Below are 13,502 nucleotides of genomic sequence, written 5' to 3'. Positions count from 1 at the left end.
GGATGAAGGATTATTTATTATCTTCACCAAGAAATGCATTGAGCATCCATTGATGTTTTTCAATGCTTTGATAGACCGCATTCAGAATATCTTCTGTCATATCGTCTCCATTGTCAGCAGCGAACTCCATTCCTTTTTTCAAGGATTTCATGATTTTCGCAAAATCGTCTGCAATGGTTTTAACCATTTCTTCCGCATTTTCTTTGCCTGTCGCTTCTTTGACGACGGACTCTTCCAAATGCTCCTTTAATGTTGCAGTTGGTTCTCCTCCGAGTGTTAGGATTCGTTCAGCAATTTCGTCCATATGAAGCGTCGCTTCGTTATACAGTTCTTCAAACTTCTCATGTAAGGTAAAAAATTGTTTACCTTTTACATACCAATGATAATTATGCAGTTTTGCATACATTACCGACCATGTAGACACTTGCTTATTCAATTCCATCATCAATTCTTTACTCATTGTAAAACCTCTCTTCGTTTATAATGCTTCTCCCTGTTAATTTACCACTAAAACAAATAAACTAAACATACAACAGAAAGCAAGGTGTTTAGAATTGAAGGCCATACTAATCGGTTTCATCAAAATCTATCAAAAAATCATTTCCCCTATTATGCCACCGACATGCCGATTTTACCCAACGTGTTCCCACTATGGTGTTGAAGCGATTGAAAAACACGGTGCGCTAAAAGGAGCATGGTTAGCAATACGTCGAATTTCTAAATGTCATCCTTTTCACGAAGGTGGTTTTGATCCAGTTCCTGAAAAAAATGAGAAGATTGTTAAATGATTGTGCCGGCAATTGCCGGTTTTTTTCTTTTTTTATTGCCAAACTAATAATCATCTTGTATAGTAGGTATTGTTCAAATCGTAATCATTACTATTATTAGTCGGAGGTACAATATGAAAAGAACAAAATGGCTACTATTTATCGGGCTTGTTCTGACATTAATTGTCGGAGCCTGTGGGCAAACAACCAAAAATGAGGAAGCAACAACGGTGACTGATGGTACATTATCCATCTATACGACTGTTTACCCGTTACAATTTTTCACGGAACAAATCGGTGGAGAGCATGTCCATGTTCAATCCATTTATCCTGCAGGAGCAGATGAGCATACATTCGATCCTACCCAAAAAGATATGATGGCATTAGCAGATGCAGACTTGTTCTTTTATATCGGACTTGGTCTTGAAGGTTTCGTCGAAAATGCACAAAAGACGTTAAAGAGCGAACACGTCGAAATGATTGCCACTGCAGAATCCATTTCGGAAGATCGTTTAGGGGAAAATCACCACCATCATGATGAAGACGGGCATGATGAGCATGGTGAGGACGAACATGGTCATGGTGAAGACGGGCATGATGAGCATGGTGAGGACGAACATGGTCATGGTGAAGACTGGCATGATGAGCACGGTGAGGACGAACATGGACATGGTGAAGAAGGACATGATGAGAATAGTGAGGAAGCTCACCACGACCATGACCATGGTGAATTTGATCCACATGTGTGGATTTCTCCAACGTTAAGCATTGAATTAGCAAACTCCATTAAAGAAGCTCTCATCGCAAAAATGCCTGAGCAAAAAGAAACATTCGAAAAGAATTATGATGCGCTTGCTGATCAATTAATGGATTTAGATGAACGATTTGCTGACATGGCAAATAAAGCCCCATCCAAAACCTTTTTTGTATCACATGCTGCTTTTGGTTATATTGCGAATGCATATGGATTAAATCAAGTAGCCATTGCTGGGTTGAATTCCCAAAGTGAACCTTCCCAAAAAGAGCTTACAAAAATCGTTGACCAAGCAAAAGAAGAAAACATCCAATACGTGTTGTTTGAGCAAAACGTATCGTCCAAACTGACCGATGTCGTCCGTAAAGAAATCGGTGCAGAATCTTTACAGCTTCATAACCTTGGCGTCCTTACGCCTGAAGATGTTCAGAATAATGAAACCTATTTTACTCTAATGGAACGAAATTTAAGCGTTTTTGAACAAGCGTTGAGTAAGTAAAGAGAAACCAGTGCGAAGAAGGTAATCGCACTGGTTTTGTTTGTGGTAATTTTTAGTCCAAAGGTCATGAAATGGCGAGTACTTTGTGAACTTGATTGATAACTATTCAAATACAATCGAAAAGATTGTGAACTCGATTGATAACTTTACCGAACTACTCGAGACTTCATCCAATTTAACCCTCTAATACGCCACAAAACACATTACAACCATTCCTTTAATTTACGTCGTACTAATTTATTCGAAGCATTACGCGGTAACTGTTCGACAAAATGAAACGCCTTCGGAACTTTGTAGCCCGCTAAATGTTGCTTACAATAAGCCACTAGATCGCTTTCTACAATTTTACCTTTACTGACAATAAATGCAACGGGTACGCTTCCCCACTTCTCATCTTCTTGACCACAAACCCCAGCTTCCACCACGAGCGGATGAGAGGCCAGGATATTCTCAATTTCAGCAGGATAAATGTTTTCGCCTCCTGAAATGATTAGATCTGAGCGTCGATCGACGATAAAAAGATATCCATCCTCATCAACATAGCCAATATCCCCTGTTGGGAACCAGCCATCAGTTGTGGGACTAACTGCAGCTGCATGTCCGATATACCCTGGAGTTACGTGCGGCCCCGCCACAAGTACTTCACCGACTGCGTCATTAGCTGAAACATCAATTTTAATTTGATTGAAAAAGAGCGGTTTGCCTGCTGAACCGATTTTACTTAAAGCATCTTCAGCAGATAGAGTCGCTGTTTGCGAACTCGTTTCCGTCATACCATACGTTTGTAGGACGGGCAATCTTCGTTCTCTCGCTCTTCGTAAATAGTCAACTGGGATGGGTCCCCCACCTGCCAACATCGTTAAAAAAGCTGTTGAGGCATACAGATTTTGTTCTTCCATAACCATTAAAAGCCGTTGCAAACTTGCCGCAACAACCGACATTCGTGTCACTTGCCCTCGCTGTATCTCATCTGCAACTGCATACTCATCAAATTTCTCATACAGACGTACAGTCATGCCGTAAATAACGGATCTGGCTAAAATTGAAAATCCGCTAATATGAAACAACGGCATTGTACATAGCCAACAATCATGTTCTGTCAAGCCTAGATTCAGAACGGAAGAAAGTGCACTGGACGTATGGTTCTCCGCTGTTTGTCGGACACCTTTCGGAAAACCTGTCGTCCCTGATGTGTACATAATCGTTAGCGTCTTGGAAGGCATCCACCTATCCACGATGGATAATTCGGATTTGCCACTTGCATGTATATCGGAAAAAGACAAGATCGGTTTCGATAAATTAGTAAACTGAAATGAACTCTGATCATCCAATAATAGAGCTACCGCCTCACTATCGGCCAACTGCCACTTCAATTCACTAGATGTCAGCCGTGCGTTTAGCATCACAATCTCAAGTCCTGCTAACAAACAGCCATGGATCATCAACACCATATCCGGTGTTGATGAACCTAGTAACGCAATACGTTGCCCATCCTGTAACCCATTTGTCCGTAGTTTTTGAGCTATGTTTGTTGCTTCGTCCAACAGCTGACGAAATGTCCACTCTTTCTTGTCAAATGAAAGTGCAATTCGATTCGGAGTTAAATTTGCTCTTTGTACCAACCAATTTGGAATCATCTTTTTCACCTCTATTCATCAGAAAAGCTGTTGAAAAAAGTGTAGACAAAGCCATATTTGACTTTGTCTACACCATTTTAATGAGTGCCTTGGAGTTGCATCAAGGGAAACGTGGGAACTGACCAAAATCAGGTTTACGCTTCTCTTTGAATGCGTCACGACCTTCTTTCGCTTCGTCCGTTGTGTAATAAAGGAGTGTAGCATCTCCAGCCATTTGTTGAAGACCAGCTAATCCGTCCGTATCAGCGTTCATTGCCGCTTTAATGAAACGGAGAGCTGTCGGGCTCATTGCAAGCATCTCTTCACACCATTGGACCGTTTCATCTTCTAATTGTTCATAAGGAACTACCGTATTGACGAGTCCCATATCCAACGCTTGTTGTGCATCATATTGTCGGCATAGATACCAGATTTCTCTCGCTTTCTTATGTCCGATAATACGTGCTAAATAACCTGATCCATAACCAGCGTCAAATGAACCAACTTTAGGACCTGTTTGGCCAAAACGTGCATTGTCTGCAGCAATTGTCAAATCACATACTACATGCAATACATGTCCACCACCAATTGCATAACCTGCAACCATTGCCACAACCGGTTTAGGTATTACACGGATCAGTCTTTGTAAGTCTAATACATTCAAACGTGGGATCTCGTCGTCTCCAACATAACCACCATGTCCGCGTACAGATTGGTCTCCACCTGAACAGAAGGCTTTTTCCCCTTCGCCAGTTAGAATGATAACACCGATACTTTCATCATCACGCGCCCGTGAAAATGCATCAATTAGCTCCATAACCGTTTTCGGTCTAAAAGCATTACGCACTTCTGGACGATTAATCGTCACTTTACCAATTCCATTGTACTTTTCGTATTTAATATCCTCATATGTACGGATAGTTTCCCATTGACGTGTCATACTAGTGCTCCTCCTTTTGTATAGCTAAAATAAATTCCTTTACCATTGTAGCAAACAATGACGGTTTTTCCACGTGAATTGCATGACCTGCTCCAGGTACGATCGTATGTTTCCACAACGATGCAATTTCGTTCATTTCCCGGGCAATAGTGACAAATTTTTCATCTAACTCTCCAGTAATCAACAATACGTTTTCCTTTAAATTACCAATTAATCCCCAATACGATGGTTGACTACCTGTCCCAATTCCACGCAAGCTGTTTGCTAAGCCTTGGCCGCTTTGTTGTAACCGCTCGTTTCTAATTTGGATACGTTTTTCTTCTGGTAACTTTTTTTGGGATTGAAACAACGGGATGTTTTCCCAATTATCGACAAAAGGACGAACACCTTCAGCTTCAATCCTACACGCTAACTTTTCATCTGCTTGGCGTCTTGCAATTCGTGCTTCTTCTGTAGCTAACCCTGGTGAAGCACTCTCTAACACAAGTGCTTGGATTTGTTCTGGGTATTGAATTGTATAGGCAAGCGCAATGCGTCCACCCATCGAATAACCGACTAACACGAAGGATTGCAAGGACAGCTTTTGAAATAACATATGTAAATCAGCAATCTGCTCTTCCATTGCATACCGGGCAGGAGCTTCAGGTACACCTGTCATGCCATGTCCAGTCAAATCAACAGCAATTGTTCTGAACTCACTTCCTACATGTTCAAGAACTTCTCGCCAAGTCGTTGTTGCACCTGTAAACCCATGTAGAAAGACGATTGTCGGTAATTGTGCATCTCCGTTCATGACAACGTGAATCGGTAATTCACGAACAGTAATTGTCAATTCAACCAATCGTCTTCACCCTTTCAACCACATCAGCCCAATAAGCACGGTGATTTTGTACATTTACAGGTCTGCTTGTAAATACTTCGATGATGCGGATAGGTTTAACTTTGTCCTTCTGTATTTCCTGCACAAACTCTTCTTTTGCGTGAACGGACGCATACTGTGCATCATACATTGCACCAATATGTTCAAACGTCAAGCCGGTCGGTGTCCCAAATAACTCCTCGAAGTGATTTGACTCAGATGCTTGTGGTAAATAAGAGAAAATACCACCACCATCGTTGTTTAAGATCACTATGGTTATACTCGTTTCGTGAAAACGCGACACAATTAGGCCATTAACGTCATGGAGAAATGCTAAGTCCCCAATAAGCAAAAATGTAGGTCTTTTACGAGCACGTTCGATGCCAAGCGCAGTTGACACAACTCCATCAATCCCGTTTGCACCCCGATTGGCAAAAACCATGAGTTCCTTTTCTGTTGCACAGAAAAACGTATCGAGGTCTCGGATTGGCATACTACTGCTGCTTATTAAGTCACTGCCAGTAGGAAGATTATCTAGTAGACATTTCACAATGATTCCTTCGTCGCCTAACGTCCCTTCATAATGACGTGTACATTGTTCGGCTTCTTGATTAGCTGTCGCCCATAACTTTGCATATTCCGTACGCTGAAGTTGATCAACAGCTGTAAACAAAGCATGCGGTGATGCTTGTACATGGTGCGTAACTACACCTAGCGAATCACGGAATTCAGGAGACTCATCAAACACGACATAAACTGTAGGCTTTGTTTTCTTTAAAAAAAGAGACAATGGTTTGGACACCGGTTGTGGGCCAAAACGAATAACCGTATCAGGCACTGCGATATCTGCAAAATGCTCACTCTTTAGCAATGCATCATAATGGGCTATGCACAGATGAAGACAATCTGTCGGAACCTCTGAACGTAAATTGGACAATGGATCACATAGTACTGGCCATTGCAGGGATTTAGCAAAATGCCAAAATGCTTTTTTATCAAAATTAATCGGCATTTCACCTACAATAAGCAAACCTTTTTTTGCATTCGCAATTAGATTATTTAGCTGTCCCTTCATTGGCAAAGAAAGTTCATTCTCTCCTACAATACGTTCCATAAACGTTATCGATGGTGCAGGTCTATCAAAATCGATCAGTAATGGTTCACGTAAAGGGATGTTTAAATGAATTGGTCCGATTGGCTGTGTCATTGCGATAGCAACTGCCCGTTGCGTATGCCGTTCAAGAAAAGTATCCAATTCATCATTATCCTCAGCCAGCGGTAAATCCACACTGAATTTTACATGCTTGCCATACATATTCAATTGGTCGATTGCTTGAGGGGCACCGACACCTCTAAGTTCGTGTGGTCTATCGGCAGTCATGACAATTAATGGTATGCGTGCATAATACGCTTCTGTCACTGCAGGATGATAATTGGAGGCTGCGGTTCCAGACGTACACAAAAGGACGACAGGATTGCCTGTCGCCTTTGCTAAGCCAAGTGCAAAATAACCAGCAGATCGTTCATCAACTTGCATGAAAGTTTGTATGTGTTCATTCGCTGCAAATGCATAAGCGAGCGGTGTTGATCGAGATCCTGGACTAATGACGACCGATTTCACTCCAGCTTGCATCAAAGTCTGCGTTAATCGTAATACATGGTTGGTTAACACTTTTCGTTCATCCATTCAACTTTCCTCCAAGCGCCCTTAACACCGGTCTAAACTTGACCCAAGTTTCTTCATATTCTTCTTCAGCAACAGAATCGGCCACAATTCCTCCACCTGCGTACAAATATGCTTTGTTTCCATCCAACAATGCAGATCGTATGCCGACAGCAAACTCACCATTCCCTGCCGTATCAGTCCAACCAATTGGCGCTGCATAATAACCACGATCTAATCCTTCCTCGTTCCGGATCATGTCAAGAGCAACCGTCGTCGGGACACCACCTAATGCAGGGGTCGGGTGCAATGCTTGTACAAATGAGAAAATGTCACTCTTCTGCTTAATTGTGCCTTGAACAGGTGTGTGCAAATGCTGGATATCCCGGATTTTCATTAACTTCGGCACTTTCGGAACGCACACATCTTCACAATACGCCTCAAATACATCAGATATCATACTCACTACATGTTGATGCTCTTCGCGATTTTTCGGATCGCCTAACAATCGCTCACCTAATTCTCGGTCTTCTTGAGCAGTTTTTCCCCTACGAATTGATCCAGCGACACAAGCGGAATAGGCTTCTCCATTTTTCACCTCAATTAAGCGTTCAGGTGTAGCACCAAAAAATAAGGACTTTCCTTGTTGAAGTCCAAAATGATAACTTTCTTGTTGTTCATTTGTAATGGATTGCAATGTACGTGCAACAGATACCTCTTGTTCAAATTCAAGTTCAATTGCTCGTGCAATGACAACTTTGTCCGCTTTTCCGAGTCGAATTTTTCCAGTCACATTTTCAACAGCTTTTAAATACGCCTCTTTGCCACGCTCGGTTGTTGCAATGACTTGATTTGTATCTGTGAATGAAAGCTCCTCCACTTGTGCAGTATGAATAAGTCTATCCCGTTCTTCACGTAGTTCATCAAAAGATGATAAAACATCTTTTTGATCCGTCACCATGTTAATCGAAATGTACGTCTTCCCATGTTCAATCTTTAATTGAAAGGCCGGAACAATAAAATAAGCAGATGGGAAGCCATCCCATTCTGACGACCGTCTGTTCCGTTCATCGTATGAAAAACCACCAAACAGAACTGGCTCGATATCTTTATCTTCTTTTACTAACAGTGCACACAACTGCTTCCACTTACTTGCGATCTCCTCATAACGCTTGTCCTGCTGTTCACTGACAATTGTATAGGCATGCCCCACACCGACAAGCGTCATCGTCTTATCAGCATTTTGCCAATAGAACCGCTCGTTCTTATAGTGCGATGCACCTGCTTCGAAAAATGATAAAGGAGAAATCCTACCAACCTCCACTGTCTCAGTGAAAAACTGGGTATGAGGAGACAGTGGCACTTGTTTCGTGCTGCTGACATCCGTTATTTTGTAGCTCATCATTTTCTCTCCTTCAGTGTAATCAATTAAAATTCCGTTCACCATATAAGTTGTTTTATTTACATCTTACTTACATTATACCGAAAATCATAAGAACACGCATATATAATGCAAAGAAGGATACCTCTTTTCGTCGATTTAGAGTACAATGAATAACGGAAACCTTAGAATAGGAGAGAGGAAATTGCAACATACTATTAAAGCAGACACCGGTTGGCGAATTTGGTGGCAATTGACAAGACCCCATACGTTAACAGCAGCATTCGCCCCCGTCTTTTTAGGGACAATGATCGCACTCACATACGGCGACCTACATTTCCCATTATTTTTGGCTATGCTTATCGCAAGCTTATTCATACAAATGGCAACTAATATGTTCAATGAATATTATGACTTCAAAAGAGGTCTGGACACAGAGCATTCTGTAGGTATTGGTGGAACGATTGTCCGAAATGGCATTAAAGCTCAAACCGTTTTAGCCATCGCCTTGGCACTTTACGCTGTTTCCATGTTGATTGGTGTATATATCTGTTCCCAAACCTCTTGGGGATTAGCACTTGTTGGGCTTGTGTCCATGCTGATCGGATACTTATATACAGGTGGACCTTACCCAATCGCCTATACACCATTTGGCGAACTTGTTTCAGGTGTCGTCATGGGGATGCTGCTCATATTAATTGCGTTTTATATTCAAACCGGTACAGTAACCGCACTAGCCATACTGATTTCAATTCCAAGCATGTTGCTCGTTGCAGCAATCATGTTAGCCAATAACATTCGGGATCTTGAAGGAGATAAAATCGGAGGCAGAAAAACACTTGCCATTCTCGTCGGCAGACCCGCTGCCATTAAAATACTTGCGACGTTTTTCTGCATCAGCTATTTATGGGTGATAGGTCTTGTTATTCTTGGTCAATTGACACCATGGGCATTACTTGTTCTAATCAGTATTCCTAAACCGATTAAAGCTATTACAATCTTCCATGCACATCTTCTCCCATTGGAGGTAATGCCTGCGATGAAGCATACAGCAGTGACCAATACAATATTCGGTCTACTGCTTGGAATTGGTATCCTGATTGGACATTTGGTCTAAACACCCATCATTTATGTCAATAAAACACATACGAAACCGCATGATGTCAAAGTTTGTTATACTTTGCGCCATGCGGTTTTTTTGATTAAATCTGACGAAGTTATCGATAAATGTTTAGTTTCTCTACAGCATAGGGAATTGAATACTACTTAGCATTATTTCTTAGCTATGAACTTGCATGAAATAGACCATACTACGAAAACAATTTCAAAGGAAGTGCTAATCATGTTAACAGATCACCAAAAAACGTCTCTTCGAGAAGAATTATTGCAATTGCGAACGCAGTTAACGAAAACTGAACAAGAAACTGACATTAAACAATCCTCTCAAAATGATGTTGGCGAATTATCCATGTACGACAATCATCCTGGTGACATGGGAACCGAATTATATGAACGGGAAAAGGATATGGCGATTAATGTACATGCTGGAGATGAATTAGAAAAGATTGAGCACGCTCTAGAAGCGATGAACGAAGGTACTTATGGCTATTGTCAAGAGTGTCAAACAGAAATCCCCTACGAGCGTTTGGAAGCAATTCCTTACACGTCCTATTGTTACGAACATGCAACTGAGCGATCCATTCCTGAAGACCGACCAGTTGAAGATGAATTATTGGTTATGGCAAAGGCAAATTCCTTTGCAGATCGAAGAGAAGGTATACGGAGAGACAGTGAAGACAGTTTTCAAGAAATCGCCAAATCAGGCACATCAGAAACACCATCAGATTTTATAGGAGACCATGATGACTATAATTCTTTATATGACGATGAAATACTTGATGGGGCAGCTGACCAAATGGAGGAATTCGTCAGCACAGATATTACCGGAGAAAAACGCGGTTTTGTGCGATCAGAGAAATCTGAGGAATACGAACAAACGTTAGATGATGAAGGGTTGGAGTCATCCATGGGCAATATCCCTTATCATCAAAAAGATAGCTATTTGAATGAAAGATGAGATGGTGATAATATGTTGAAGTCTACTGTTATTACTATTGACCCTGTAAAAGCAATAAAACCGTCAGTTCCTTTTCAAAGGGGCATGACGGTTTTTTCCTTAAAAATATAGCTAACTCAACGCTCCCTTCCTCATATCAACTCCAGACAACGAAAAAAATTGCATCCATATTGAACGAAGGAAACACTCTTGTATACTAGAGCTCAAGTAAACGATACGCTTTTAGCAATCAATACTTTATAAACTGTTCATCCGTCGATGTAACGAAAGTAATACGGATGCAGCGCTGAGGAAATTGAAGCATCCAGCATATTAAAGAAGCAACAGGCCAATCCATATCCATCAAGTGATCAATTGCACGATGTTAGGAATCGTAATTAATTGTCTAAATTGAGAGGAAAGGAAAGGGCAAGAGCAAAACAGAGAAAACACATGATGATGAATATGCCTACATGTATTATATTGAATTTGTACAAACACTCCAAGAAATATTATAGAAACAAAATAAAAAGAACTGCATTCGTATAAATGAATGCAGTTCTTTTTCTAGTTATGACCCCTACGGGATTCGAACCCGTGTTACCGCCGTGAAAGGGCGGTGTCTTAACCGCTTGACCAAGGGGCCAACAATATGGCGGAGAAGGAGGGATTCGAACCCTCGCACCGCTTTCGCGATCTACACCCTTAGCAGGGGCGCCTCTTGAGCCACTTGAGTACTTCCCCGAGTTAATATGGCTCCGCAGGTAGGACTCGAACCTACGACCGATCGGTTAACAGCCGATTGCTCTACCACTGAGCTACTGCGGAATATGGTGGGCCTAAGTGGACTCGAACCACCGACCTCACGCTTATCAGGCGTGCGCTCTAACCAGCTGAGCTATAGGCCCATGGAGCGGGTGAAGGGAATCGAACCCTCATCATCAGCTTGGAAGGCTGAGGTTTTACCACTAAACTACACCCGCAAATAATGGTGGCTCAGGACGGAATCGAACCGCCGACACAAGGATTTTCAGTCCTTTGCTCTACCGACTGAGCTACTGAGCCACAAGTGACTTAGAAAAAAGTTTCTATCTTTTAAGATCAACCTATTCTAAAATCGAAATCTTTATGTAGTACTAAAGAATGGCGGTCCCGACCGGGATCGAACCGGCGATCTCCTGCGTGACAGGCAGGCATGTTAACCGCTACACCACGGGACCTTTGGTTGCGGGGGCAGGATTTGAACCTGCGACCTTCGGGTTATGAGCCCGACGAGCTACCACTGCTCCACCCCGCGATAATATTAGTTGTAGGAACTTTAAATCCTACGCATTCGGTATTTCGTGAGACTTTGTTGTAATTTCCTTTTAGGAAATTACACAAATCACATTCTGCGTGATGTGATTTGCTCCACCCCGCAATAATATTAGTTGTAGAAAATTTAAATCCTACGCTATCAGTGTTTCATAAACCTTCCACTACTGTTTTAATACATTATGGCGGAGGAAGAGGGATTCGAACCCCCGCGGGCTTTAACACCCCTGTCGGTTTTCAAGACCGATCCCTTCAGCCAGACTTGGGTATTCCTCCGTATTCACTATTCAAATAGTGGTGGACCTTGCAGGACTCGAACCTGCGACCGGACGGTTATGAGCCGTCTGCTCTAACCAACTGAGCTAAAGGTCCTTTAGGATGGCGGCAGAGGGGATCGAACCCCCGACCTTACGGGTATGAACCGTACGCTCTAGCCAGCTGAGCTACGCCGCCAAGAAAAGTAATAATATTATATTGGTGGAGCCTAGCGGGATCGAACCGCTGACCTCCTGCGTGCAAGGCAGGCGCTCTCCCAGCTGAGCTAAGGCCCCAATATGATGGTCGGGAAGACAGGATTCGAACCTGCGACCCCTTGGTCCCAAACCAAGTGCTCTACCAAGCTGAGCTACTTCCCGTCGTTAAGCTTAATGGCGCGCCCGGCAGAAGTCGAATCCACAACCTTCTGATCCGTAGTCAGACGCTCTATCCAATTGAGCTACGGGCGCATATCGATGTTTCATTGACTAAAAATAATGGTGCCGAGGACCGGAATCGAACCGGTACGGTAGTCACCTACCGCAGGATTTTAAGTCCTGTGCGTCTGCCAGTTCCGCCACCCCGGCAATTATTCATATGGAGCGGAAGACGGGATTCGAACCCGCGACCCCGACCTTGGCAAGGTCGTATTCTACCACTGAACTACTTCCGCATTGAAAGTGCGGGTGAAGGGAGTCGAACCCCCACGCCTTGCGGCACTAGATCCTAAGTCTAGCGTGTCTGCCAGTTCCACCACACCCGCATAATTGGTTCAAAACAGAATTTATAAATGGTGAGCCATGCAGGATTCGAACCTGCGACCCTCTGATTAAAAGTCAGATGCTCTACCGACTGAGCTAATGGCTCAAAAGTGGTGCCGGCGAAAGGACTTGAACCCTCAACCTACTGATTACAAGTCAGTTGCTCTACCAGTTGAGCTACACCGGCTAAGTGTAATGTATAGATAATATGGTGGAGGATGACGGGTTCGAACCGCCGACCCCCTGCTTGTAAGGCAGGTGCTCTCCCAGCTGAGCTAATCCTCCATGGTTTAAATGTGATAAGCTGTGCACTTCTTTGTCAGCTTCATTCACTCAATCGTTTCTTCGATCCACTTGCTACTTCGCTTTAAACGGAAGTTGTCCTTGCGTGCTGCATTATGTAATGAATCTTGCAGGCCCGGCGACGTCCTACTCTCACAGGGGGAAGCCCCCTACTACCATCGGCGCTGAAGAGCTTAACTTCCGTGTTCGGTATGGGAACGGGTGTGACCTCTTCGCCATCATCACCAGACCTTCGTCTCGTTCAATGAGGACAATATTCATTATACCAACTTTGGTGAGTTTTACAAGCACTTTTTTTATAAAAGTATTTTCAAAAAACTCGATAGAACGAAAA

Annotated in this window: 10 protein-coding genes, 20 tRNA genes and 1 rRNA gene; 4 read left to right on the top strand and 27 right to left on the bottom strand. The window is 42.8% G+C overall.

All coding sequences use genetic code 11. The annotated features are described in order from the left end of the window. Window positions 1-10 precede the first annotated feature (10 nt). The gene (locus NRI27_RS04290; protein WP_371389689.1) at window positions 11-460 is read right to left on the bottom strand and encodes a Dps family protein; all 450 of its coding nucleotides are present in this window, start codon (window positions 458-460) and stop codon (window positions 11-13) included. Between the two features lie 94 nt (window positions 461-554). Between NRI27_RS04290 and yidD the strand changes: the two genes are divergently transcribed. Further along, complete coding sequence (gene yidD, locus NRI27_RS04285; RefSeq protein ID WP_317946438.1) at window positions 555-788, top strand: membrane protein insertion efficiency factor YidD; 234 nt, start codon at window positions 555-557, stop codon at window positions 786-788. 113 nt (window positions 789-901) lie between these two features. After that, entirely contained in the window at window positions 902-2,020 is a 1,119-nt protein-coding gene (locus NRI27_RS04280) for a metal ABC transporter solute-binding protein, Zn/Mn family (RefSeq protein WP_371389688.1), read from the top strand. 203 nt (window positions 2,021-2,223) lie between these two features. Here NRI27_RS04280 and NRI27_RS04275 read toward each other — a convergent pair whose 3' ends face one another. The 5 genes from NRI27_RS04275 to NRI27_RS04255 all read right to left on the bottom strand — a co-directional run bounded on the left by NRI27_RS04275 (window position 2,224) and on the right by NRI27_RS04255 (window position 8,500). Next, window positions 2,224-3,657, bottom strand: a complete 1,434-nt coding sequence (locus tag NRI27_RS04275) for an o-succinylbenzoate--CoA ligase (RefSeq protein ID WP_371389687.1) — start codon at window positions 3,655-3,657, stop codon at window positions 2,224-2,226. A gap of 100 nt (window positions 3,658-3,757) precedes the next feature. Further along, the gene (gene menB, locus NRI27_RS04270) at window positions 3,758-4,576 is read right to left on the bottom strand and encodes a 1,4-dihydroxy-2-naphthoyl-CoA synthase (RefSeq protein WP_317946432.1); all 819 of its coding nucleotides are present in this window, start codon (window positions 4,574-4,576) and stop codon (window positions 3,758-3,760) included. Window position 4,577: 1 nt separating this feature from the next. Next, window positions 4,578-5,417, bottom strand: coding sequence for a 2-succinyl-6-hydroxy-2,4-cyclohexadiene-1-carboxylate synthase (menH, locus tag NRI27_RS04265; RefSeq protein WP_371389686.1), 840 nt, complete (start codon window positions 5,415-5,417; stop codon window positions 4,578-4,580). Continuing rightward, window positions 5,410-7,122, bottom strand: coding sequence for a 2-succinyl-5-enolpyruvyl-6-hydroxy-3-cyclohexene-1-carboxylic-acid synthase (gene menD / locus NRI27_RS04260; RefSeq protein ID WP_371389685.1), 1,713 nt, complete (start codon window positions 7,120-7,122; stop codon window positions 5,410-5,412). The genes menH and menD overlap by 8 nt, the downstream gene beginning before the upstream one ends. Beyond that, complete coding sequence (locus NRI27_RS04255) at window positions 7,115-8,500, bottom strand: isochorismate synthase (protein ID WP_371389684.1); 1,386 nt, start codon at window positions 8,498-8,500, stop codon at window positions 7,115-7,117. Before NRI27_RS04255 ends, menD begins: the two co-directional genes overlap by 8 nt. A gap of 148 nt (window positions 8,501-8,648) precedes the next feature. Between NRI27_RS04255 and NRI27_RS04250 the strand changes: the two genes are divergently transcribed. Continuing rightward, window positions 8,649-9,596, top strand: coding sequence for a 1,4-dihydroxy-2-naphthoate polyprenyltransferase (locus NRI27_RS04250; RefSeq protein WP_371389683.1), 948 nt, complete (start codon window positions 8,649-8,651; stop codon window positions 9,594-9,596). Window positions 9,597-9,821: 225 nt separating this feature from the next. Beyond that, window positions 9,822-10,556: a TraR/DksA C4-type zinc finger protein gene (locus tag NRI27_RS04245; protein ID WP_317946423.1), complete on the top strand. Its 735-nt coding sequence runs from the start codon at window positions 9,822-9,824 to the stop codon at window positions 10,554-10,556. 553 nt (window positions 10,557-11,109) lie between these two features. Here NRI27_RS04245 and NRI27_RS04240 read toward each other — a convergent pair. The 21 genes from NRI27_RS04240 to rrf all read right to left on the bottom strand — a co-directional run bounded on the left by NRI27_RS04240 (window position 11,110) and on the right by rrf (window position 13,397). Then, window positions 11,110-11,181: transfer RNA gene (locus NRI27_RS04240), tRNA-Glu, on the bottom strand. A gap of 7 nt (window positions 11,182-11,188) precedes the next feature. Further along, window positions 11,189-11,279 (bottom strand) — tRNA-Ser (locus tag NRI27_RS04235). A 9-nt stretch (window positions 11,280-11,288) separates the two neighbouring features. Further along, window positions 11,289-11,363, bottom strand: a tRNA-Asn gene (locus NRI27_RS04230). 3 nt (window positions 11,364-11,366) lie between these two features. Then, window positions 11,367-11,443 (bottom strand) — tRNA-Ile (locus tag NRI27_RS04225). Window position 11,444: 1 nt separating this feature from the next. Beyond that, window positions 11,445-11,518 (bottom strand) — tRNA-Gly (locus tag NRI27_RS04220). Between the two features lie 6 nt (window positions 11,519-11,524). Beyond that, window positions 11,525-11,600, bottom strand: a tRNA-Phe gene (locus tag NRI27_RS04215). A gap of 79 nt (window positions 11,601-11,679) precedes the next feature. Beyond that, window positions 11,680-11,755: transfer RNA gene (locus NRI27_RS04210), tRNA-Asp, on the bottom strand. Window positions 11,756-11,757: 2 nt separating this feature from the next. Then, window positions 11,758-11,832 (bottom strand) — tRNA-Met (locus NRI27_RS04205). A gap of 200 nt (window positions 11,833-12,032) precedes the next feature. Then, a tRNA-Ser gene (locus tag NRI27_RS04200) sits at window positions 12,033-12,125 on the bottom strand. 19 nt (window positions 12,126-12,144) lie between these two features. Beyond that, a tRNA-Ile gene (locus NRI27_RS04195) sits at window positions 12,145-12,221 on the bottom strand. A gap of 7 nt (window positions 12,222-12,228) precedes the next feature. Further along, window positions 12,229-12,302: transfer RNA gene (locus NRI27_RS04190), tRNA-Met, on the bottom strand. Window positions 12,303-12,324: 22 nt separating this feature from the next. Then, window positions 12,325-12,400, bottom strand: a tRNA-Ala gene (locus NRI27_RS04185). 7 nt (window positions 12,401-12,407) lie between these two features. After that, window positions 12,408-12,484: transfer RNA gene (locus tag NRI27_RS04180), tRNA-Pro, on the bottom strand. Window positions 12,485-12,497: 13 nt separating this feature from the next. After that, window positions 12,498-12,574 (bottom strand) — tRNA-Arg (locus NRI27_RS04175). Between the two features lie 28 nt (window positions 12,575-12,602). After that, window positions 12,603-12,691 (bottom strand) — tRNA-Leu (locus NRI27_RS04170). Between the two features lie 11 nt (window positions 12,692-12,702). After that, window positions 12,703-12,777, bottom strand: a tRNA-Gly gene (locus NRI27_RS04165). An 8-nt stretch (window positions 12,778-12,785) separates the two neighbouring features. After that, window positions 12,786-12,867, bottom strand: a tRNA-Leu gene (locus NRI27_RS04160). Between the two features lie 28 nt (window positions 12,868-12,895). Continuing rightward, window positions 12,896-12,971 (bottom strand) — tRNA-Lys (locus NRI27_RS04155). A 5-nt stretch (window positions 12,972-12,976) separates the two neighbouring features. Continuing rightward, window positions 12,977-13,052 (bottom strand) — tRNA-Thr (locus NRI27_RS04150). A 22-nt stretch (window positions 13,053-13,074) separates the two neighbouring features. After that, window positions 13,075-13,150 (bottom strand) — tRNA-Val (locus NRI27_RS04145). A 131-nt stretch (window positions 13,151-13,281) separates the two neighbouring features. Next, window positions 13,282-13,397: ribosomal RNA gene (gene rrf, locus NRI27_RS04140) — 5S ribosomal RNA — on the bottom strand. Window positions 13,398-13,502 lie beyond the last annotated feature (105 nt).

Source organism: Sporosarcina sp. OR05 (genome assembly GCF_041414805.1).
Lineage (GTDB): Bacteria > Bacillota > Bacilli > Bacillales_A > Planococcaceae > Sporosarcina > Sporosarcina saromensis.
This window is presented reverse-complemented; position numbering and strand designations above follow the sequence as displayed.

What these genes read in the sequence shown, in the direction of transcription:
- NRI27_RS04290 (WP_371389689.1), bottom strand. Translation starts at nt 460, where the DNA reads ATGAGTAAAGAATTGATGATGGAATTGAATAAGCAAGTGTCTACATGG.
- NRI27_RS04280 (WP_371389688.1), top strand. Translation starts at nt 902, where the DNA reads ATGAAAAGAACAAAATGGCTACTATTTATCGGGCTTGTTCTGACATTA.
- NRI27_RS04275 (WP_371389687.1), bottom strand. Translation starts at nt 3,657, where the DNA reads ATGATTCCAAATTGGTTGGTACAAAGAGCAAATTTAACTCCGAATCGA.
- menB (WP_317946432.1), bottom strand. Translation starts at nt 4,576, where the DNA reads ATGACACGTCAATGGGAAACTATCCGTACATATGAGGATATTAAATAC.
- menD (WP_371389685.1), bottom strand. Translation starts at nt 7,122, where the DNA reads ATGGATGAACGAAAAGTGTTAACCAACCATGTATTACGATTAACGCAG.
- NRI27_RS04255 (WP_371389684.1), bottom strand. Translation starts at nt 8,500, where the DNA reads ATGAGCTACAAAATAACGGATGTCAGCAGCACGAAACAAGTGCCACTG.
- NRI27_RS04250 (WP_371389683.1), top strand. Translation starts at nt 8,649, where the DNA reads ATGAATAACGGAAACCTTAGAATAGGAGAGAGGAAATTGCAACATACT.
- NRI27_RS04245 (WP_317946423.1), top strand. Translation starts at nt 9,822, where the DNA reads ATGTTAACAGATCACCAAAAAACGTCTCTTCGAGAAGAATTATTGCAA.